Consider the following 21,596-nt stretch of genomic DNA (forward strand, 5'->3'; position numbering starts at 1 on the left):
CATGTTATGATTCAAACCGTGGCGGGTCTCCCCGCATTGCAGCGCGGGAATCTGGTCAGGTCCGGAAGGAAGCAGCCATAACCGTTCCCTGCAAGTGCCGGGGGTCAGGCTCGCCACCCTGAACATCAAACGGGCGCTCAGCATTCGGCTGAGCGCCCGTTTTCATTTTGCCTTGCGCTGCGTTCTATCCGGAAAACCGGTCGACACCGAGGCTCCCGCCTCCTGGCGTGCTTCCTGTCCGCGGGCAAGGGCGAATTCGCCTGCTTGTCTGAACAGTGTGTCGGAAAAATTTCCACTTGGCGTCGGAGTGGCTTGCTTGCTTTGGGCTAAAGCCAGTGCTGACGCGGGATTCTGCGGTCTCATTCTTTTGGCATAGTGCATGCTAAGTATCACGGAGGAGGCTCGGAGGGGAAAGCCTGTTTCCCCTGATCCCGCCTTCCTGCGTCAGCGGTCGCGGGGGATTGCGAACAGCTGACTCTTTCTGGAACAGGGTCCCGGGGGATTCTGCCGCGCCGGGGGGGTGATGGTTCCAACAGAAGTGAGGAATGAGGAGGGTGTGTTTCGCTCGGGGTGGTCGCAGGGGCTTGCGATCGTTTCCGCGCTCATCCTTACCGTGGCGATTCACCGTTACTTCACGGGATTCGGCGAGTTCGGCGATGAAGGTTCCTTCTGCACGATAGGCGATGGAATCCTTGATGGCGGGCTTCCCTATCGCGACTTTTTCAATGAAAAGCCGCCGCTTCAGTACCTGTGGACGGCGGCCGTGATGGCTGTCGGCGAGCAAGGGTTGGCCGGCGCGCGGCTGGCCGCCGAGATCGCGCTTTTTCTGACTCTGGCGATCGCTTTTGTTGGCGTCGCACGGAACCGGCTCATCGAGACCCTGCTGCCGGTCGCTGCGATCTGGGCTCTGCTCATCGTGATGGCGAGCGCGTACCGGAACACGGCTGACGAGAGCCTCGCGCTGATCTTCGTGGCTTGCGTCCAGCTCCTCTTCGGACAGGATCCACCCGCTACGCAGCGTATCCGTGCCCTTGCGATAGGCTTGCTGCTCGGCATCGCCTGCGGTTTCCGGGTTACCGCGGGCCTGATGCTGGTCGTTCTCTTTGCCTCGCCGTGGCTCTCGGGCTTGCGCAGACCTTTAGTGCTCGGCGCGGGCGTGGGACTCGCGTTATGGGTTTCGTGGCTGGGTCTCGCAGGAATCCTGCCCGAGGCGATCGATGCGACGCTGTTCTTCCACGTCGGAAGCGCTCAGGCTCATGCCTATCAGAATTCTCTCGGCCAGGTCGACTGGCTGCCGATCATTCCTGCCTGGACTCTTTTGCTGACGATGGCCTGTGCCCATTTCTCCTTCTGGAAGGAGAGGGCGTGGTTCACGGCTCTGGCGCTTGCGGCCTCAGTGACTTTCTTTGCCCGTCCGGACGCTTTTCGGCTGTGGCCCGCGATGGCGATGATGATGACCGTGGCGGTGTCCTGCGCGGGCCCTGCACTGAGGTCACGGCTGATCTATGCCTGTCTGGCTGCTTTGGCTGTGCCGCTCGCCTGGGAGAGGCCGGTGACGGGCAGCTATGCCTGGGTTCACGGAATCGTCGAGAGCGTCAGACGCTACGCTGGGCCGGATGAGCCGATCTGGGTCGCGCCTTTTGCTCCGAACGTCTACTGCTTGTCCTCCAACCCTCCTGCTTCGCGCTACTACTTCGTGCTGCCGTGGACCGCGAAGCCCCAGGTTCAGCAGCAGATCATGGAAGACCTGCAGGCGAAGCCGCCCCGGATCGTTGTCGAGGTCAAGAGAGGTTTTACGCTGGCCCAGGTGATGCCTCGCGCGATGAGATGGTTGGAGCGTTCCTATGTGCTGGTCGAAGCCCAAGGGGGGGCGAACATCTGGAAGCTCCGGGATTTGCCGCTTCCGGTGGCCTCGGTCGGGCTGATCCGTGTCCAGAATCGGCACTTGTCGGAATGAAGTGAAGCCGCGCAGGACTGATTCGGGTCAGCCTCTGGCGTCTCAGGCCCGGGCAATCTCTGCCTGTTCCGGCTAAGCTGGACAGTCGGCCGTGTCCGGCCGTCGCGAACCCAGGGGGAATACATGTCGCAAGCGCTGCGGGTGGGCCTCGTCGGCTATGGCTATGCCAGCAAGACTTTTCATGCGCCGCTGATCGCGGCTGTGCCCGGCCTCAAACTGACGGCGATCGCCAGCAGCGATCCGGCCAAGGTTCATGCGGACTGGCCGGATCTCGCGGTCGAACCCAGCCCGCAGGCTCTGTTCGATCGTCCTGACATCGCCCTCGTCGTGATTCCGACGCCGAACGAGACCCACTTTCCGCTCGCGCAGGCGGCTCTCGCTGCGGGAAAGCACGTCGTTGTCGACAAACCCTTCACGGTGACGCTGGCCGAGGCGCGTGAGCTCGACGAGCTGGCCCGTTCATCGGGCCGGATGCTGTCGGTCTTCCACAACCGGCGCTGGGATGCCGACTTCCTGACGCTCAAGCGCGTTCTGGCGAGCGGTGAGCTCGGCCGCATCGTCCATTTCGAGTCCCACTTCGACCGCTACCGGCCGCAGGTGAGGGCGCGCTGGCGCGAGGAGTCCGGGCCGGGCAGCGGCTTGTGGTACGACCTCGGTTCCCATCTCCTCGATCAGGCCCTGCATCTCTTCGGGCTTCCCGATGCGATATCGCTCGATCTCGCGAATCAGCGCGAAGGTGCGAGCGTCGACGACTGGTTCCACGCGCTGCTGCGTTACGGCAGGTGCCGCGTCATCCTGCACGGCGGGGCGGTGGTGCCTGTGCCAGCTGCCCGCTTTACCGTGCACGGGAGTCTGGGGAGCTTCGTCAAGCTCGGGCTCGATCCTCAGGAAGAGGCGTTGAAGCTCGGCCACTTCCCGCCGCGTTCGAACTGGGGTGTGGATCCGCGCGAAGCGGAGCTGACGGTCTGGCGGGGAGCCGAGGCGCAGTCGCGCTGGCTGCGCTGCGAGAGGGGAGATTACCCTGCCTACTACGCTGCGGTGCGCGATGCGATCCATGGGGCTGGGCCCAACCCGGTCAGCGCCGCAGACGCGATCCGCGTGATCGGTCTGCTCGAACTGGGTTTGCAGAGCGCGCGCGAGCGCCGGGAAATCCCCGTCGTGGCGGGCGACTTCGCCCCTCAGCCCTGAGGCGGGGGCGAGGGGCCGCGCCCGTTCCCCGTTCAGTGTTTCGCGGCGGCAGGCAGCGCCAGGACGGCGAGCCGGGGATCGGCTTTGATCAGCCCAAGCTCGTCACCGAGGATGTGGGCGCTCTCGGTGAGCAGAACGTCGCGGGCCTTCTTCTGTGCCTTCTCCTCGGCCAGGTCGGCGGTGATCGCGCGCTCGTCGGCCTGAAGCCCGTCGTCCTGGTGGGCGGTCCGCTGCGCTGCGCTGTCCTTGCCGGATTTCCTGGCCTTGATCCGGGCTTCCTGGGCGTCGCGCTCGGCGCGGCGCTCGGCTTCGTTCAGCGAGATCTGCTTTTTCTTGCGCTCGGCGCTGAAGCGGGCGATGTCCTCGACAAGGTACTGGTAGTCTTTGTCGCGGGCGGTACGGGCGTCGTGACGGGCGCGCAGCACGGGAAGCAGAGCTTCCGGATGGCCGGCCGGCGAATACTTCGCAGCCGGGATCTGCGTCCAGGGCAGCGCGTTGTCGGCGCTGGATTCGCCAAACTCTTCGGGGTCTGACGCGCTGGGCAGGGCAATGTCCGGAGTGACTCCGCGCAGCTGGGTCGTCCCGCCGTTGATCCGGAAGAACTGGGCGATCGTCATCTTCAGTTCGCCGAGCGCGGGTTTCTCCTGGTGAATGATCTCGTTGAGCCGGGCGACGTTCTGGACCGTTCCCTTGCCGTAGCTTGTCTCGCCGAGAACCAGGCCGCGACCGTAGTCCTGGATCGCCGCGGCGAAGATCTCGGAGGCCGAAGCCGAAGCGCGATTGATCAGCACCGCCATCGGGCCGCTCCAGGCATAGCCGGCCTGGGTGTCGTTCTCGACCCTGACTTCGCCCTGGGAGTTGCGCTGCTGAACGACCGGCCCCTTGTCGATGAAGAGCCCGGTCAGTTCGATCGCCGCGGAGAGCGAACCGCCGCCGTTGTTGCGCAGGTCGATCAGCACGGCCTCGGCTTTATCCTTCTTCAGTTCGCCGAGCAGCCGTGCGACATCGCGCGCTGCGCTCTTGAAGTTGGTGTCCCCTTTGCTGCGGGCCTCGAAGTCCTCGTAGAAAGTCGGTAGCGTGATCACGCCGATGCGCCGGGTGAGCTTGCCGTCATGCACTTCGATGACCGATTTCTTCGCCGACTGCTCTTCCATGCTGATCTTCTTGCGCACCAGCGAGACCGTGCGGTGCTTGCCATCGGGACCCGCTTCGGCCGGCAGGATGTCGAGCGCAACGACCGAGTCCTTGGCGCCGCGGATCAGCTTGACGACGTCGTCGAGGCGCCAGCCCAGCACGTCGGTGAAGGGTTCTCCCGCGCCCTGGGCCACGCCGACGATGCGGTCCCCGACCTTGAGCTTTCCGGATCGCGCAGCCGGGCCTCCGGTCACGAGTTCGCGGATCGTCGTGTACTCGTCGCGCTCCTGAAGCACCGCGCCGATTCCGACCAGCGACAGGCGCATCGCGATGTCGAAGTCCTCGGCGGCACGCGGATCCATGTAGCTGGTGTGCGGATCCATCGTCATCGCGTAGGCGTTCATGAAGATCTGGAACACGTCTTCGCTCTTGAACTTTGCGACCCGGTTCAGCGTGTTCTCGTAGCGTTTGTCCAGCGTCGTCCGGATCGCCGCGTCGGTCTTGCCGGCGAGCTTCAGGCGCAGCCAGTCGTTCTTGACGCGGCGGCGCCACAGATCGCGGATTTCGTCTTCGGATTTGGCCCACGGAGCTTTCTCACGCGCGTAGAAATAGCTCTCCTGGATCGTGAAGTCCGGAGTCTGTTTGAGCAGCTCGCGCGCATAGGAGAGCTGTTCGGTGATGCGCTGCTGGTAGCGGGCGAAGATCGCGAACGGGATCCTCAGATCCTGCCTCAGAATCGCATCGTCGAGCCGGGTCCGCGCGGCGGCGAAGCTGTCGATGTCGGCCTGGGTGAAGAAGCTCCTCTCCCTGTCCAGAGACTGCAGATAGCGGTCGAAGATCTTCGCCGACATCGCATCGTCGAGGGGCTGGGGCTTGTAGTGGTAGCGCGACAGGATCTGCGCCGATAGCAGTGCCGCTTCGCTCTGTTGGGGCTGGGGCGAGAGGGGGGAAGACAGGTTCTGCGAATCGAACGCAAAGGCCTGGGCGGCGATCAGCCAGGCGATCAGGATCCACAGTGATTTCTTGCTCATCAGGTTCTCCGGGGCAGCTGCCCGCAGCTCGGGCGGCGCAGCAGTCGAGATGCTGCCACACTTCCCGGTCCGATCGAAATGCTGCAGCAAGCCCTTACAATACCGTTTTCGTCGTGGTGCCGTCCGATGTCCGCCCTGCTCGACAATCTCAATCCCGAACAACTCGCCGCGGTGACGCTTCCGCCTCAGCCCGCGCTGATCCTGGCCGGGGCCGGTTCGGGCAAGACCCGGGTGCTGACGACGCGGATCGCCTGGTTGATCTCGACCGGTCAGGCGAGCCAGGCATCGATCCTCGCGGTGACCTTCACGAACAAGGCGGCCAAGGAGATGAGCGCACGGCTCGCCGCGATGCTGCCGATCAATCCGCGCGGCATGTGGATAGGCACTTTCCATGGCCTGTGCAACCGCCTGCTGCGCGCGCATTCGCGCGATGCGGGCCTGCCCGAGACCTTCCAGATTCTCGATACGGCCGATCAGCTTGCGGCGATCAAGCGCCTCGTCAAGGCGCTCAACGTCGATGACGAGAAATACCCGCCGCGCGAGCTGCAGCACTTCATCAACGCGAACAAGGAAGCCGGGCTGCGTGCCGCCGAGGTCGAAGCCTGGGACGAATGGACGCGCAAGCGGGTCGAGATCTACGCGGAATACGAGCGCCAGTGCCAGAAGGAGGGCGTCGTCGACTTCGCCGAGCTGCTGCTGCGCGCCTTCGAGCTGCTCTCGCGCAACGAACCGCTGCGCCTGCACTACCAGAGCCGCTTCCGGCACATCCTCGTCGACGAGTTCCAGGATACGAACCACCTGCAGTACGAATGGCTGAAGCTGCTCGCCGCTTATGGTGGAGCGGCTCCGGCGGCGGTGTTCGCGGTCGGCGACGACGATCAGTCGATCTACGCCTTCCGCGGCGCCGACGTCGGCAATATGCGCGACTTCGAGCGCCAGTTTGCGGTCAAGAGCGTGATCCGGCTGGAGCAGAACTACCGCTCGCACGGCAACATCCTCGACGCTGCGAACGCGATCATTGCCAATAACAGCAAACGCCTGGGCAAGAACCTGTGGACCGAGGCGGGGGCCGGCGAGCCGATCCGCCTTTTCGAGGCGCCGACCGACATCGACGAGGCGCGCTGGATCGTCGAGGAGACCCAGGCCTTGATCCGCGATGGCGCGGCGCGCTCGGATATCGCCGTGCTCTATCGCAGCAACGCGCAGTCGCGCGTGCTCGAGCACCAGCTCTTCTCGACCGGGATTCCCTACCGGGTCTACGGCGGGCTGCGCTTCTTCGAGCGCCAGGAGATCAAGCATGCGCTGGCCTATCTGCGCCTGCTCGCAAATCCCGACGACGACACGGCCTTCCTGCGCGTCGTCAATTTTCCGACCCGCGGCATCGGCGCGCGCTCGATCGAGGCGCTCGCCGATTCGGCCCGCACCTACAACGCGAGCCTCTATGCGACCGTGCCTCACCTCGCCGGCCGCCCCGGTGCTTCGCTGGCGCTGTTCGTGCGCCTGATCGAGGACATGCGCCAGGCGACCCGCGATCTGCCGTTGCCCGAGGTGATCGACCACGTCCTCGACGCTTCCGGACTGCGCACCCATTACCGGGCCGAACGTGAAGGTGAGGAGCGGCTTTCCAACCTCGACGAGCTGCTCAGCGCCGCGGCGAACTTCGTTGCCGAGGCCGAGGAACCCGGTCTCGCCGGCTTCCTGGCCCACGCATCGCTCGAAGCGGGCGAGCACCAGGCCGACGCCGGTCAGGACGCGGTTCAGCTGATGAGCATCCATGCGGCCAAGGGGCTGGAATTCGACGTCGTGTTCCTGTCCGGGCTCGAAGAAGGGCTGTGCCCGCACGAGAACGCGATCAGCGAGCCGGACGGGCTGGAGGAGGAGCGGCGGCTGATCTATGTCGCGGTGACGCGGGCGAGAAAGCGCCTCTACCTGTCACTGGCCCAGAGCCGGATGCTGCACGGCCAGACCCGCTACTCGATGAAGTCGCGCTTCATCGACGAGATTCCGGCGGGTTTGATCAAATGGCTGACGCCGGCGGCCAGACCCGCCGCCGAGCGCTATTTCGATCCGGCCCCGCGCAAAGCCCAGTCGCAGGCGAAGGACCTGGGCGGACTGCGGATCGGTCAGCTGGTCAGCCACCCCAAATTCGGTCAGGGTGTCATCGTGTCGGCCGAAGGGGCGGGCAGCGACGCGCGGATCCAGATCAATTTCGGCGGCGTCCACGGCATGAAGTGGTTGGTGCTCTCCCTCGCGAAGCTGACTCCGGCCTGAGTTCAGGCGCTGAGCAGCTTGACCGGCGCCGGGGCGGGGGCGTCGCGGTGGGTGCGGCTGATCGCCGGATCGGCCGGGCCGGCCTGGCCGTCGTCGGGCGCGGCACTGCCCGGGGCGACGAACTGCTGGAGCAGGAGCAGGGTGCCGCCGGCCACGATCAGTGCGCCGAGCAGCTTGCGGGCTTTCGCGACGCGAAGGGGCTTGACTCGTGCTTGCATGATCGGACTCCGGCTGATGAACTTGATTCAGTATCCGGAATCCGGTTCCATCAATCCAATTGACTGAACTAAGCATCCGGATAGTTTCTTCCTATTGACTTCGCTTCTCGTCCGGACGAGGGGCGAGCGTTGGCCTCTGCTAGAATCCTCCGCATGAGTTACTTGGTGCTGGCGCGCAAATGGCGCCCGAAAAGCTTCGCTACCCTGGTCGGACAGGAGCACGTCGTGCGGGCCTTGAGCCACGCGCTGGCGACTGGCCGTCTGCACCACGCCTATCTCTTCACCGGCACGCGCGGAGTCGGCAAGACGACGATCTCGCGGATCCTGGCCAAGGCGCTCAACTGCGAGCAGGGTGTCAGTGCGACGCCTTGCGGAGTCTGCGCCGCCTGCCAAGCGATCGATGCCGGGCGTTTCGTCGATTACGTCGAGATGGATGCGGCGTCCAACCGCGGCGTCGACGACATGGCGGCCCTGCTGGATCGGGCGGCCTATGCGCCGACCCAGGGGCGCTACAAGGTCTACATGATCGACGAAGTGCACCAGCTGACCGGGCACGCGTTCAATGCGATGCTCAAGACGCTCGAAGAGCCGCCCGAGCACATGAAATTCATCCTCGCGACGACCGACCCGCAGAAGATCCCGGTCACGGTGCTGTCGCGTTGCCTGCAGTTCAACCTGAAGCAGATGCCGCCCGGCGCGATCGTCGATCACCTCGGCAGCATCCTGCAGCAGGAAGGCGTGCCCTTCGAAGCCGGCGCGCTGCGCCACCTCGCGCGCGGCGCGAACGGTTCGATGCGCGATGCGCTGTCGCTGCTCGATCAGGCCATCGCCCACGGTGCGGGCAAGGTCGAGGAAGCGGGCGTGCGCGACATGCTCGGCACGGTCGGCGAGGATCAGCTCTTCGAGCTCGTTGATGCGCTGCAGGCCCAGGATCTGCCCGCGATGCTCGCGGTGGCCGACGCGATGCAGGCGCGCACGCTGTCCTTTGACGCGGCGCTGCAGGCCTTTGCGAGCCTGCTGAACCGGATCGCGCTGGTCCAGTTCGCGCCCGACGCCGTCGATGATCCGGCCGAACGCGAAGCGCTGCTGGCGCGCGCCGCCCTCTTCGATCCGGAATTCCTGCAGCTCGCCTACCAGATTGCGATTCACGGTCGCGACGATCTGCCTCTGGCGCCCGACCCGTATACCGGTTTCACGATGACGCTGCTGCGTCTGCACGCATTCCGGCCCGAGCGCGGAGGCTCTGCCGCACCGACTGCGCCGTCCGGCGGCGCACCGCGCCCGCGCGCTCAGCCGGTGCCGGCGCGTCCGGCGATGATGCCCGCGCCCGCCGCTTCGGCTGCGCCCGTGCTTGCGCCTGCTGCGCATTCCGCGCCGGCCGCGCCCCAGATCGTGACGCCCCCGCCGGCCCCCGCCGCTGCGCTGCCTGAAGAAAGCGCCAAGGCGCCCGAACCTGAACCCGACCCGGCCCCGCTTCCGACCCGGTCCGCTCCGCTGCCTGCCGACGGCAAGCCCGACTGGTACGATCTGATCGCGGCGCTGGCGCTGGGCGGGATGGTCCGTGAGCTGGCGTTGAACTGCGAGCTTCTGGCCTTTGACGAGACCAGCGTCCATCTGCGCCTGTCCGGCGAGCACAAACACCTTTTGGCCGTGCCCAGCTCCCAGGAGAAGCTTCAGGACGCGCTGAGCCAGTACTTCGGACGACCGCACAGATTGACGATAGAGACCGGAGCCGTCGAGTCGCAGACTCCGGCCGAACGTCTGCATCTGGAAAAGACACAACGCAAGGCCGAAGCAACGGCCTTGCTCCAGGCCGATCCCTTCGTCCGCGAAGTGATCGAACGATTCGATGCGACGCTGATCGAGGCGTCGGTAAAAGCTCTTTGATGGGAGATATCTGATGTTCAAGGGTGGAATGGGCAATATCGCCGGGCTGATGAAGCAGGCCCAGCAGATGCAGGAAAACATGAAGAAGGTGCAGGACAGCCTCGGCTCGATCGAAGTCGAAGGGGCTTCCGGTGCCGGAGTCGTCAAGATCCAGATGACCTGCAAATACGACGTTCGCCGCGTCACGATCGATCCGTCGGTGATGGACGACAAGGAGATGCTCGAAGACCTGATCGCCGCCGCCGTCAATGACGCGGTGCGCAAGGTCGAAGCGACGACCGAGGAAAAGATGTCTGGCTTCACCTCCGGCCTCAACCTGCCTCCGGGCATGAAGCTGCCGTTCTGATCGGCGGCGATGGCTTCAACTCTGGACGAACTGATCGAGGCTCTGCGCTGCCTGCCCGGCGTGGGGCCTAAGTCCGCCCAGCGGATGGCCTATCACCTGCTGCAGCGCGACCGCAAAGGCGCGGTCCGCCTGCAGCGATCCATCGATGAGGCGATCACGCGGCTCAAGCCCTGCAGCCGCTGCAACAATTTCTCCGAACACGAAGTCTGCGATCGCTGCGCGAGTCCCACCCGCGATCCCAGCCAGCTCTGCATCCTTGAGATGCCGGCGGATCTGGCGGTGATGGAGCAGTCCCACGCCTACAAGGGGCTCTACTATGTGCTGATGGGGCGGATCTCGCCGCTCGACGGCATAGGGCCGCGCGAGTTGCGCCTCGACAAGCTGCTCGAGCGCGCGACCGACGGCCTCGTCGAGGAAGTGATCCTCGCGACCAATTTCACGAACGAAGGCGAAGCGACCGCGCATTACGTCGGCGAGATGTTGCGCGCGCGCGGCCTCAGGGTCAGCCGCATCGCACGCGGCGTGCCGGTCGGCGGCGAGCTCGAGCACACCGACATCGGCACGCTCGCCCAGGCTCTGCTGGAACGACGCGGGCTGTGAGTACCCGGGAGTCCTGAATGGACGAGAAGCTCTTTCTCGATCGCCTGTTCGCGCGGATGCGTCAGCCCTGGCTGACGATCGTTATCATCGCGCTCAACGCTCTGGTCTTCGCGGCGCTGGTGCTCACCGGCGGCAACCCGCTGCGCCTCGACAGCGCCCGTCTGATCTCGGCCGGTGCCCTCTACGGACCGGCCGTTCTGCAGGGCGAGCACTGGCGTCTCGCTTCCGCGATGTTCCTGCACGGAGGCCTGCTGCACATCGCGCTGAACATGTTTGCGCTGTGGCAGGCCGGCTCCCTGGTCGAGCGCCTGTTCGGCCACCAGCGCTTCCTCGCCCTCTATCTGGGCGCCGGCCTCTGCGGCGCGATCACCAGTCTGTGGTGGAAACCCGCCGTGCTATCGGTCGGCGCTTCGGGCGCGATCTTTGGCGTCTATGGCGCTCTGCTCGGCTATATGCTCGGCGCACGCGAGGCGATGCCACTGGCCTTGATGCGCGAGCTGCGCGCGAGCGCCCTGGCCTTCATCGGTTTTTCGCTGTTCGCCGGCTTCGTGATGCCCGGCATCGACAATGCCGCGCACGTCGGGGGGCTCATCGGAGGATTGCTGCTCGGTCTGGGCTTCGCCCGGCCTCTGGGGGCCAGGCTCAACCTGCGCGCGGGCTTGCGCGCTCTGCTCTGCGTTGCGCTGACCCTGGGCATGACAGGCTTGATGTGGCGCGGAGTCCGACCGGCCCAGGCCCAGCTCCAGAGGCAGATCGAATTCGCGCGCAGCGTCCGGCTGCTCGCGATGACCGATCAGGCTCTGGCCCGGCGCACCTCGGTGCTGGTCGAAGCCTTCCTCGACGGCACGGTCGAGCCCGCCGAGGCGAGGCGGGGCTTCGAGCAGGATCTGCTGCCGCGCTGGGACGCGCTGCTCGCTTCGCTGCGGGCCCAGCCGGTGGGCGACCCCCGCCGGACCACGCTGATCGCCTATGCGACGGCCCGTCGCAACGCGGTCGCCGCTTTCGCCCGCGCTGCCGCGACCGGCAATCTGCGCTGGGTCCGCGAGGCTTTCGCGTGGCAGAACCGCGCGGGCCTTCTGCTGCAGAAGCTCGAAGCCGGTCGCCCGGCGGCCGCTTCAGAACCAGGCGGGACGAAGTCCCTTTGATCTTCGTTTTCACGAACGCATGATCGCCGCAAGGCGGACGCCAAACGGAGGGCTGTGGATGTCTGAAGATCAAGGTGTTTTCGTTGCGAACACCGTGTTCGTCGATCAGACGGGGACGACTTCGTGTCGCTGGGCAGATCCCCCAATTCTGTACAAATACCGGCAGCCTTCTTTGCGGTCTCTGGAATCCCTGTGCCTCGAGCAAATCTGGTTCGCCCAACCCAAGACTTTCAACGACCCCTTCGAGTCCAGCAAATTCATGGACGAGGCGGTTATCGAGGAAATGCTCAGAAAGTGGCGAGAAGATGGGGGGCCTCTGGACAAGGAGAAAGCCAAGAAGGCAGTCGATATCATCAACCGCGAGATCGACGAGTCCGGGATTTTCTGTCTGTGCCGTACCGCGGATAACCTGGCTATGTGGTCATACTATGGCAAGGGCGAAGACGAAGTTGGGTTGAAAGGGTTTGCAGTCGGATATGACCTCGTTCGGCTTTTTGACGACCTTGATCCCTTAAAGAAAGGAAATAGAGAATGCACCCCTCGCAATCGCTATGTCCTCGAAGTGGCTTATCGTTCGGAACTCGATGTTCCGAATATCCATACCCTGATTGACTCAGTTGTTGAGAAAAAGGGGCTAGAGTTTCAGAAAATGCATGCGACGAAGGCGACCGATTTCGCGCATGAAGGCGAAGTCCGAATCGTCATTCCTCCTTCTGTCTATTTGCCTCCAAAAGAGAAGGCTTGGTCTGGACACGGTGCATATCGGCATGCGCGCGGAGCGATCCGCGAGATCGTGTTCGGCGAGCTGATCGAGCCTGTGCACGAGGAGATGATTCGCAAGAGCATGGCGGGGCGCGATGTGGTGTTCAAGCGCGCGATCCGCGACCCGAAGACCATGGGCATCGTGCTTGAGTCGGAATCAGGAAGGAACGAGACATGAAAAACAGGGTTCAACTCTCCGAAAAGTCGACGCAGGCGATGGAGTCGCGCATTCCCGAGTTGGCCGTGAGCGCGGTCAGGCAGGCCTACTTTCGGGCGCTGACCACGAGCGGCAAGGTCGTCGAAGCAGTGAACGGCAAGCTGGTGGAAACCTCCGCCGAAGGAGGGCAACGCGAGATCCGTGAGCTGTCGTCGGCGCCTGTCCCCGTCGCGGCTGGCAGCAAGCGTGTCCGGGGGCTGCATTCTGTTTGCTTCGCTTTTTCGGGTAACCTGTCGAATTGACCCGTCATTGCCTGGCTTGCCGTGTTTGAAGAAACGAGATCCCTGCGCGCCCCCTCTGTGCTGCTGACCGGCCTGCTGCTGTTCGCGGCGCTGGCCTTTCCGACCCTGATCAGCCTGCACCAGTCGCCCCAGTCGGTGTTCTGGAGCGAATGGTTCGCCCCCTTCCTGCTGCTGGCCGCGCTGGGCATCCGGGTTTCCGACCGCGATGACGCGGGGATGAACCTGCCTCTGGCGGGGCTCGCCTTCGTCGCGCTGGCCCTCGTGGTGGCACTGCGCCTCGCCGCCGACGGAGGCGGCATGGGCTGGCCAGTCTATCTGCTGCTGCTCGTGCTGGCGATGCCCTTGGGCTGCGATCGGCGTTTCTCCGCCTTCATCGCGAGCGGCCTGCTCGGCTGCGCGCTGCTGCAGTCCCTGGCCGGCCTGCTGCAGCTGATGGGCCTGGAGCTGGGCGGGCTCGTGATGACCAAGCTCTTCCGGCTCGCCTTCGGCAACATCGGTCAGGCCAACCACTACGCGAACCTGATCTGGCTGGGGCTCGGCGCGGCGCTCTACCTGTTCCAGACCCGGCGCCTGGCTTTCCCGGTCTTCGCCGTCATCGCGATCTGGCTCGCACTGGCCTCGGCGGCTTCGGCCTCGCGCGGCGTCTGGCTGTACACGGCCGCGTTCGCGTCGCTGGCGCTGTGGGCGAGGCTCAGGGGCGGAGCGGCGATGCAGCGCGCCTTCGCCGGCGGTCTCGTGATCCTCGTCGCGTCGGTCGGCGCCCAGCTCGCGGTCAGCTACGGCCACATCCTCGACGTGTTCAATGTGACTTCGTCGCTGAACCGGGTTGGCGACGCTTCGTCGAACGGCCAACGCCTGCACGACTGGGCGATCGCCTGGCAGGCGGCGCGCGCCCACCCGTGGTGGGGAACGGGAATCGGCTCCTTCTACAGCCTGACCATCGAGGCGGCGATCGCCGGCCCGGAAAAACCCTTTCCGATGCTCGCCGAGCACGCCCACGATCTGCCCCTGCATCTGGCAGCCGAGCAGGGCTTCGTTATCGCGCTGCTGGTCTGCGGCGGCTTTGCACTGTGGTTCCTGCGCCAGATGTTCCGGTCTGCGACGCCCGAGCGCCTGTTCGCGCTGGCCGGCCTGGCCGTGATCGGTCTGCACAGCCTCGTCGAATACCCGCTCTGGTACAGCTATTTCATCATTCCCGCCGGCCTCTTCTTCGGGCTCGCCGCGGCGGATCCGGCCGAGATCCGTATCGGTCTTCCCCGCGGCCTGGTCCATGCGCTGGTGCTGATCGCGTTTGCAACCCAGGCCTGGATCATGGTCGATTGGCGGACGGTGCAGACGACTTCATCGTTCTGGAACCAGAAGGGGCGGGACATGTCCGCCGCCGAGCGGGCGAAGCTGGAGAAGAGGCTCGGTTCGGTGACGCGCTATTCGCTGTTCACTGACGAAGCGCGCAATCAGCAGATGATCGTTGGCGAACTCTCCGCTGCGACGGTGAAGGGCTTCGCCCGCCAGTGCGATGCGCGCTGGACCCACAAGCCGGACTGGACCGTGATGATCGACTGTGCCGTCGCCTATGCGGCGACGAATCAGCAGGCTTCGCTCGATCGCGTGCTGCTGACCCTGTGCCGCGGTTTCCCTCAGCACCATACCTTGCTGCGCGAATGGATCGACGATGCGCCCGAACTCGGCGGCCTCGCGATCACCGGAAGGGCCTGCCTCAAATAGACGGCGGACTCTCGTGGCCGGCCCGTTATACTCGCCCCGTGTTCCCTGCGAGCAGAAGATCCCCCATGGCGATTCTCGATAAAAGCGGTGTCCTGAACCGGGTCTGCCCCGAAAACCCGATCGTGATCGAACTGGGCTGTGGCCCGAGCAAGCTCGATCCCGGGGCGATCGGCGTCGATGTGCTGGATTTTCCGTGCGTCGATCTGGTCGGCGACATCTTCGAGGCGCTGGCCGCGCTGCCTGACGCCTCGGTCCGCAGCTGTCGCTCCTCGCACTTTCTCGAACACGTCGCCGATCTTGGGCGGCTGATCGACGAGATCGAACGTGTGCTGGTGCCCGGCGGCGAGATGATCGCGACCGTGCCGCATTTCTCGAACCCGTATTTCTATTCCGATCCAACCCATAGCCGGTTCTTCGGCCTGTATTCGATGAGCTATTTCGCGACCGACGACCTGCTGCGCCGCAAAGTGCCCCTCTATGGCCGGGAGCCTGCGCTCGCGCTCGAAGCCGTCCATCTGGGTTTCAACTCGCCTTTCCCGGTGCGCGGGCTGATCAAGCGCGCGATCGGCCGGGCGTTGAACCTCTGCACCTTCGTCCAGGAGTTCTGGGAGGAGAACCTCTGTTATCTGATCCCGTGCTATGAGTTGACCTACCGGCTCCGCAGGATTCCGCGCGGATGAGCGTTCGCGCGAGCCTCGCCTATTTCGTCACGCGCGGCGCCTCCGGCGCGCTGGCGGTCGTGACCGTGTCGCTGTTCGCGCGCCTGCTCGGTCCCGCCGCCTATGCCCACTGGGCTCTGGCGGTCACGGTCAGCGCCTTCATCGCCGGCGTGCTGATCCAGCCTCTGAACGCGAGCCTCGCGCGCTTTCTGCCCCGGCCCGGTTTCGAGTCGCTGCCGGCGACTCTGGGCCGCGCGATGCTGATCGCGGCGCTGCCTGCTCTGCCTCTGGCCGCGCTGCTCGAATGGATCGCGCCGGTCTGGCTGCCGGCCGGGATCGCGTTCGCGGCGCTGCTGCTGGGTCTGACCCAGGGCTTTTTCGACTTCTCGGCGCAGTTCCTGTCCTCGACCTTGCAGGCCCGCCGCTACGGCCGGCTCTACATCCTCAAGTCGGTGTTGGCGCTGGGCCTGGGCGTCGCGGCGTTAAAGCTCGGCTGCGGCGTCTGGGGCGTCGTCGGCGCGATGGTCGCGAGCTATCTCGCTGCCTGCGCGATCAGCGCGCCCGATGCGTGGAAGAGCGTCTGGCGTGGGCGCTTCTCGCTGCGCGAACTCGCCGCGGTGCGCGACTACGCGCTGCCGACCGGCGTTGCGCTGGCGACCGGTTTCCTGCTGCAGTGGAGTGACCGGCTGATCCTCGCCGCCCATGTCCCGGCCGCCGAGCTGGGCGCCTACAGCGCGGCCGGCGATCTGGCCCTGCAAGGGATGGGACTCTTGTTCAGCGCCTTTCACCTCGCCTGGTTTCCGCGCCTGATCGCGGCCTGGGAGAGGGATCGCGGCGAAGTCGGGCCGATGTTCGCGCGCTATCTGCAGCTGACCGCGGCCGTGATGCTGCCCGCCGCGCTCGGCTTCGTGCTGGTCGCGCCGGATCTGTCCCAGGCCCTGCTGGGCGGCGCTTTCCGCCGCGACGCGGCGAGCGTGATGCCGTGGTTTGCGCTGGCCGCGCTGCTCGCCGGGCTGCGCTGCTATGTCATCGACGTGCAGTTGAACCTGACCCAGAGGATGAAGACTCTGGGTCTGATCGTCGGCGCCAGCGCGCTGCTGTCGGTCGCGCTGAACCTGTGGGCGGCGCCGCGCTACGGCATCCTCGGCGCGGCCCGCGTCGCGGCGCTGGTCCAGGGCGTGGGCTGTCTGATGAGCTTCGCCGCCGGGCGCGGCGTGCTCAAGCTCGGCCTGCCGCGGCGCGATGTGCTGGCGCTGACGCTCGCGCTGGCCGCGATGGCCGCGGCGCTGGCGCTGCTGCCCGAAGGCGGCTGGCTGGCCCTTGGGCTTCGCGTTGCGGTCGGCGCCCTTGTCTATGCCGGGGTGGCGCTGCTTGCGAATCTCGCCGGCGCGCGCGATCTCGTACTGAGCCGGCTGGGGAAGGGGAGGGCATGAAGGCTTTGAAACTCCGCGCCTTCACCCAGGGTTCGAGCGTTCCGTCCGCGCGCTTCCGGGTTCGCCAGTACCTGCCCCAGCTCGAAGCGGCGGGCATCGCGCTGAGCGAGTCGGCTGCGCGCTTCGGCAGCTATCCGCGGACACGCGGTCTGGGGCGTCTGCCCTGGCTCGCCGCGACGCTCGCCGAGCGCAGCCTGGCGGCGCTCAAAGGCAATGAGGCCGACCTGGTGCTGTTCCAGCGCGAGATGGTCTCGACGCTCTACGCGCCCGAGCGTCTGTGCCGGGTTCCCGCTGTGCTCGATGTCGATGATGCGATCTGGCTGACCCAGAGGCGGGGCGCCGTCGACAAACTCGCTGCGCGCTGCCGCCTCGTGCTGTGCGGCAATGCCTATATCGCCGAACATTTCTCGGCGCTGGCGCCGGTCACCGTGCTGCCGACCGGAGTCGATACCGGGCGCTGGACGCCCGGCGAGTCCGAGGCGAGGCCGGTGATCGTCTGGTCGGGGAGCGCCGGCGGACTACCCTATCTGTATGAGCTCGAAGACGCTTTGTCCGCCGTTTTCGAAGCCGTTCCCGAGGCGCGGCTGCGTGTGGTCTGCAACGCGCCTCCCCGCTTCGCGAAGCTTGCCGCGGACAAGCTCGAATTCGTGCCCTGGTCCGCCGAGGGCGAGGTTGCCGCGGTGCGGGGGGGCTGCGTCGGAGTGATGCCGATGCCGGATACGCCCTGGACGCGTGGCAAGTGCAGTTTCAAGATGTTGACCTATCTCGCCTGCGCGGTGCCGGCGGTCGCGTCCCCATGGGGCATGAACGCCGAAGTGATCGCCGGCGGCGGGGCGCTCGCTGCGGCGACCCCGGCGGCCTGGGCCGAGGCTCTGGTGACGCTGCTGCGCGATCGCGACCGCGCCCGCGCGCTCGGTCGTACCGGACGCGTTCAGGTCGAGGCGAAATATGCGGCGGCGCTGATCGGCCGCCAGTTGGCTGAAGGGCTCAGATCCTGCCTGTAGCGGGAACGAGTCCGGAAGAGGAGTCTATCGTGAGCGAAAAAGCTGATTGGCGCCGTGTCGTGGCGAGGCCACCCGTTCGCTGGGGCCTGGCCACGATCGCGGCGGTCTTCGCATCTCTGGTGGTGCTGGCCTGGATTCTGCCCGCCGCGCTGCGCGGGACCGTCGAACGTTCGCTCGGCGAAGAGCTGGGGCGCACCGTCCATGTCGAGCGCCTGGGCTTCAACCCGCTGACCTTGAGCGCATCGCTCGAAGGCTTGCGGGTCGACGGACGGGGCAAGGAGGCGCCGCTGCTCGAAGTTGCGAGCCTGCGCGTGCGCCTCTCGCTGTCCTCGCTGTGGCGCCGCGCCGTGATCATCCCGGCCTTGAAGCTGGAGAGGCCTCGTCTCAATCTCGTCAGGCTCGCCGACAACCGCTACAACTTCAGCGACATCGTCGACAGGCTCAGAGCCAAGCCCTCTTCGGGGGCGTCGACCCGTTTCGCGCTCCACAACTTCGAGCTGGTCGACGGCTTCATCGCTTTCGACGACAAGCCTCTGGCGCAGAGCCACAAGGTCGAGGCGCTGCGGATCGGCATCCCGGTGCTGTCGAGCATCCCGACCGACATCGCGGTCTTCGTCCAGCCCGAGCTGTCTGCCCGGATCGATGGTGCGGCTTTCGCGCTGGGCGGCAACGCCCGACCTTTTCTCGCGGTGCCGGAAGCGGCGCTGGCGATCCGGCTCGCGCCGGTCGATCTGAAGCCGCTCGTCGGCTATCTGCCCTTCAAACCCGCGATTTCGCTGGTCGAGGGCAAGCTCGCCACCGACCTCGCGCTGCGCTTCCATCGAGCGCCCGGCCAGCCGGCCGCTTTGCAGCTGTCGGGGCGAATCGAGGCGCTGGACTGGAAGCTCGTCGGGCGGGATGGCGAGCCCCTGGCGGGTTTTGGTCGCTTCGCGCTCGATCTGAAGGAGTTCGACCCGGCCGCGCACAAGGCCTTGATCAACAGCGTTGCGCTTGAGAGGGCGGATCTGGATGTCGCGCGCGACGACCAGGGGCGCGTGCGCTTGCAGGACGAGATCGAGGCCAGCCTCGCCGGCTTCGCGGGCGAACGCAAACCGGCGGCGAAAGCGGAGAAGAAGGACAAGGATCCCGTCTGGAGCTGGAAGGTGGAGCAGATCCGTCTTGCGGCGGTGAGCCTGCACCTGGCCGACGGCAGCGTCAGCCCGGCCTTCGCGGCGACGCTCTCGGTGCTCGACGCCGAGCTCAAGGGCCTGTCCTGCGACCCCGCGAAGCCGGCTACGCTCAAGCTCGCGCTCGGCGGCGACCAGGGCGAGGCCGCGCGCGCCGAAGCGCGCTTCACGATGGCCCCCTTCGCCTGGCGGGGCAAGATCGAACTCAAGGACATCCAGCCTTCCCGTGCCGCGGGCTATCTGAATCGCGTCCTGCCCGAGCTGCTCGTCGAGGGCGGCAAAGTCTCGGCCAGCCTGCCGCTGAAGATCGCGACGGGCGCGGATGGTTTCGACTTCGCGCTCGACGATGCGCGTCTCAGCATCGAGTCGCCCGAACTCAGGCGCCGCGCCGACAAGGCAGCCTTCTTCTCTGCGGACAGCATCGAGCTCGCTTCGCTCAGTGCCGATTCGGCGCAGCGAAGCGTCAGGCTCGGTTCGCTCAAGCTCGTCTCGCCCAGCCTTTCGGTGAAGCGCAACGCGCGTGGCGAGATCGACCTCGCCTCGCTGCTGCCGGCAGACAAAACGGACAAGGCGGGCAAGGCTTCGGCGAAGAAGGCATCGGCTGCGCCCTGGCGTTTCGCGCTCGGCGAGGCCTCGGTCGAGGCGGGTTCGCTGCGCATGGAGGACCAGAGCCGCAAGCCGGCTCTGAAGCTCGCGCTCCATCCGCTGGCCCTGACAGTCAGGGATTTCGTCAGCGATGGCCACGCGCCGATGGACATCGCGCTGAAGACGGGCTGGAACAAGGGCGGCCAGCTCGCGCTGCAAGGCAAGCTGACGCCCCAGCCGCTCGTCGCGCGCTTCGCGGTCGATGGCAAACGCCTCGATATCGTGCCGCTGATCGCGCAGGCGACCGAGCGCTACGATGAAATTTCGGTGACCCGGGCCCGGCTCGACGCGCACGGCGATCTCGCCATCGACCTCTCCCGCGTCGGCAAGCCCAAGGTGAGCTACAAGGGCCAGCTGGGCGTGTCCGATTTCGCATCGATCGATCTGATCAACGACACCGACTTCGTGCGCTGGCGCCAGTTCGCGCTGAGCCGTATCGATGCGAAGCTGAACCCGACTTCGCTCGCGGTCGGCGATGTCGTTCTCAGCGGCCTGCAGACCCGGCTGATCCTCGATTCCCAGGGACGGCTGAACCTGCGCGAAGTCACGCGCGAGCAGGATGGCGAAGCTCTGGTTGCGCCGCCCGTCAAGGCTGCGCCCGGCGCGCTGTCGGCGAGCGCCAAGCCTGGCGTGACGGTCGCTCCGGCCCCGGTCCTGCCGCCGATCCGCATCGGTCGGATCCGCCTCTCCGGAGCCGACATCCGCTATAGCGACCGCTTCGTCAAACCGAACTTCGACGCGAATCTGCTCGGCGTCCAGGGCACGCTGAGCGGGCTTGCCAGCGACACGCGCGAGATCGCGAAGCTGCAGCTGACCGGCTCTGTCGATGGCAGCGCGCCGCTCGCGATCGACGGTGAACTCGCCCCCTTCCGCAATGATCGCTACCTGGATCTGAAGGCGAGCGTCAAGGGCTACGAGATGAGCGCGCTGTCCGCCTATTCCGGCAAGTACGTCGGCTACGGCATCGAGAAGGGCAAGCTCTCGATGGATCTGGGCTACCAGATCGTCGATCGCAAGCTGACGGCCCGGAACCGGGTCTTCCTCGATCAGCTGACCCTCGGCGACAAGGTGGATAGCCCCGATGCGACCAAGTTGCCGGTCAAGTTTGCGCTGTCGCTGCTGAAGAACCGCCGCGGCGAGATCGATGTCAATCTGCCCGTCTCGGGGACGCTCGACGACCCTCAGTTCTCGGTCGGCGGCATCATCTGGAAGATGATCGGCAACTTCTTCGCGAAGATCGTCACTGCGCCTTTCTCCTTCCTGTCCGGAGAGGACGGCGATGCCGAGCTCTCCAGCGTGCCTTTCGCGGCCGGCACCCAGCGCCTGGGGCCGGAAGCGCTCAAGCGGGTCGAGACGGTCGCGAAGGCACTGCTCGACCGACCGGCGCTGGCGCTCGAACTGACCGGCCGCGCTGATCCTAAGGTCGATCTGGACGGCCTGCGCCGCGAAAGCCTGCAGCGTAAACTCCGGACCGAGAAGCTCAGGCTGATGGCCAAGGAGGGCGAATCGGGCGGCTCCATCGACGAGATCACGATCTCGGCCAACGAGTATCCGGAGCTCTTGGAGCGCGTCTATAAGGGCGAGAAGTTCGAAGGCAAGCCGCGCAATCTGCTCGGCCTCGCGAAGAGCCTGCCGGTCGCCGAGATGGAGAGGCTGCTGATTGCGCATGCGCCGGTCAAGGAGGCGGAAGTGCGCGCGTTGGCCCAGGGCCGGGCGTCCATCGTCAAGAACGCGCTGCTCGAAAAGGGCGTGCCGCCCGAGCAGCTCTTCGTGCTCTCGCCCAAACTCGGCGCCGAGCCGGACAAGGCCGGCGCCAGCGCGCTGCAGGTCGATCTGTCGCTGCGATGAGAGACGCCCTCTCCCCAACCCTCCCCCAGCGGGGGAGGGGGCAGGGCGGGGGGTGTGGGCGAGGAACAGGATGATGGCTTACGGGCCTGATCGACCCGATGCGGCGATGGCCTTGTTA

Annotated in this window: 16 protein-coding genes and 1 other RNA gene; 15 read left to right on the forward strand and 2 right to left on the reverse strand. The window is 65.9% G+C overall.

The window, feature by feature from the left end:
* The first annotated feature begins 20 nt into the window (after positions 1-20).
* The 3 genes from ffs (at position 21) to ACHFB9_RS03705 (ending at position 3,145) form a co-directional block, all read left to right on the forward strand.
* An RNA gene (ffs, locus tag ACHFB9_RS03695) (signal recognition particle sRNA small type) lies at positions 21-118 on the forward strand.
* A gap of 438 nt (positions 119-556) precedes the next feature.
* On the forward strand, positions 557-1,957 hold the full coding sequence (locus ACHFB9_RS03700; protein WP_417069632.1) for a hypothetical protein: 1,401 nt from the start codon (positions 557-559) through the stop codon (positions 1,955-1,957).
* Between the two features lie 123 nt (positions 1,958-2,080).
* Positions 2,081-3,145, forward strand: coding sequence for an oxidoreductase (locus ACHFB9_RS03705; RefSeq protein WP_417069633.1), 1,065 nt, complete (start codon positions 2,081-2,083; stop codon positions 3,143-3,145).
* 32 nt (positions 3,146-3,177) lie between these two features.
* Here the strand turns inward: ACHFB9_RS03705 and ACHFB9_RS03710 are convergent, their stop codons facing one another.
* Entirely contained in the window at positions 3,178-5,310 is a 2,133-nt protein-coding gene (locus ACHFB9_RS03710) for a carboxy terminal-processing peptidase (protein ID WP_417069634.1), read from the reverse strand.
* 126 nt (positions 5,311-5,436) lie between these two features.
* Between ACHFB9_RS03710 and ACHFB9_RS03715 the strand changes: the two genes are divergently transcribed.
* Complete coding sequence (locus ACHFB9_RS03715; RefSeq protein ID WP_417069635.1) at positions 5,437-7,581, forward strand: UvrD-helicase domain-containing protein; 2,145 nt, start codon at positions 5,437-5,439, stop codon at positions 7,579-7,581.
* A gap of 2 nt (positions 7,582-7,583) precedes the next feature.
* Here the strand turns inward: ACHFB9_RS03715 and ACHFB9_RS03720 are convergent, their stop codons facing one another.
* Positions 7,584-7,799, reverse strand: coding sequence for a hypothetical protein (locus ACHFB9_RS03720; protein WP_417069636.1), 216 nt, complete (start codon positions 7,797-7,799; stop codon positions 7,584-7,586).
* Positions 7,800-7,952: 153 nt separating this feature from the next.
* On the opposite strand from ACHFB9_RS03720, the gene dnaX reads away from it, so the two are divergent.
* The 11 genes from dnaX (at position 7,953) to ACHFB9_RS03775 (ending at position 21,478) form a co-directional block, all read left to right on the forward strand.
* Positions 7,953-9,686, forward strand: a complete 1,734-nt coding sequence (gene dnaX, locus ACHFB9_RS03725) for a DNA polymerase III subunit gamma/tau (protein ID WP_417069637.1) — start codon at positions 7,953-7,955, stop codon at positions 9,684-9,686.
* A gap of 13 nt (positions 9,687-9,699) precedes the next feature.
* Positions 9,700-10,032 (forward strand): YbaB/EbfC family nucleoid-associated protein, encoded by a 333-nt coding sequence (locus ACHFB9_RS03730; RefSeq protein ID WP_417069638.1) that lies wholly within the window; start codon positions 9,700-9,702, stop codon positions 10,030-10,032.
* Between the two features lie 9 nt (positions 10,033-10,041).
* Positions 10,042-10,632 carry a recombination mediator RecR gene (gene recR, locus ACHFB9_RS03735; RefSeq protein WP_417069639.1) on the forward strand — a complete coding sequence of 197 codons (591 nt, stop codon included), beginning with the start codon at positions 10,042-10,044 and terminating at the stop codon, positions 10,630-10,632.
* Positions 10,633-10,649: 17 nt separating this feature from the next.
* A complete protein-coding gene (locus tag ACHFB9_RS03740; RefSeq protein ID WP_417069640.1) occupies positions 10,650-11,777 on the forward strand; it encodes a rhomboid family intramembrane serine protease in 1,128 nt (375 codons plus the stop codon).
* A gap of 58 nt (positions 11,778-11,835) precedes the next feature.
* A complete protein-coding gene (locus ACHFB9_RS03745) occupies positions 11,836-12,717 on the forward strand; it encodes a DUF2971 domain-containing protein (RefSeq protein WP_417069641.1) in 882 nt (293 codons plus the stop codon).
* Positions 12,714-12,998, forward strand: a complete 285-nt coding sequence (locus tag ACHFB9_RS03750; RefSeq protein ID WP_417069642.1) for a hypothetical protein — start codon at positions 12,714-12,716, stop codon at positions 12,996-12,998. Before ACHFB9_RS03745 ends, ACHFB9_RS03750 begins: the two co-directional genes overlap by 4 nt.
* Positions 12,999-13,019: 21 nt before the next feature.
* On the forward strand, positions 13,020-14,723 hold the full coding sequence (locus tag ACHFB9_RS03755) for an O-antigen ligase family protein (RefSeq protein WP_417069643.1): 1,704 nt from the start codon (positions 13,020-13,022) through the stop codon (positions 14,721-14,723).
* A gap of 65 nt (positions 14,724-14,788) precedes the next feature.
* Positions 14,789-15,403, forward strand: coding sequence for a methyltransferase domain-containing protein (locus ACHFB9_RS03760; protein ID WP_417069644.1), 615 nt, complete (start codon positions 14,789-14,791; stop codon positions 15,401-15,403).
* Complete coding sequence (locus tag ACHFB9_RS03765) at positions 15,400-16,815, forward strand: oligosaccharide flippase family protein (RefSeq protein WP_417069645.1); 1,416 nt, start codon at positions 15,400-15,402, stop codon at positions 16,813-16,815. Before ACHFB9_RS03760 ends, ACHFB9_RS03765 begins: the two co-directional genes overlap by 4 nt.
* Complete coding sequence (locus tag ACHFB9_RS03770; RefSeq protein WP_417069646.1) at positions 16,812-17,819, forward strand: glycosyltransferase; 1,008 nt, start codon at positions 16,812-16,814, stop codon at positions 17,817-17,819. Before ACHFB9_RS03765 ends, ACHFB9_RS03770 begins: the two co-directional genes overlap by 4 nt.
* A gap of 29 nt (positions 17,820-17,848) precedes the next feature.
* Entirely contained in the window at positions 17,849-21,478 is a 3,630-nt protein-coding gene (locus tag ACHFB9_RS03775; RefSeq protein WP_417069647.1) for a DUF748 domain-containing protein, read from the forward strand.
* Positions 21,479-21,596: the final 118 nt, after the last annotated feature.

It is taken from the genome of Niveibacterium terrae (assembly GCF_048213115.1).
Lineage (GTDB): Bacteria > Pseudomonadota > Gammaproteobacteria > Burkholderiales > Rhodocyclaceae > Niveibacterium > Niveibacterium terrae.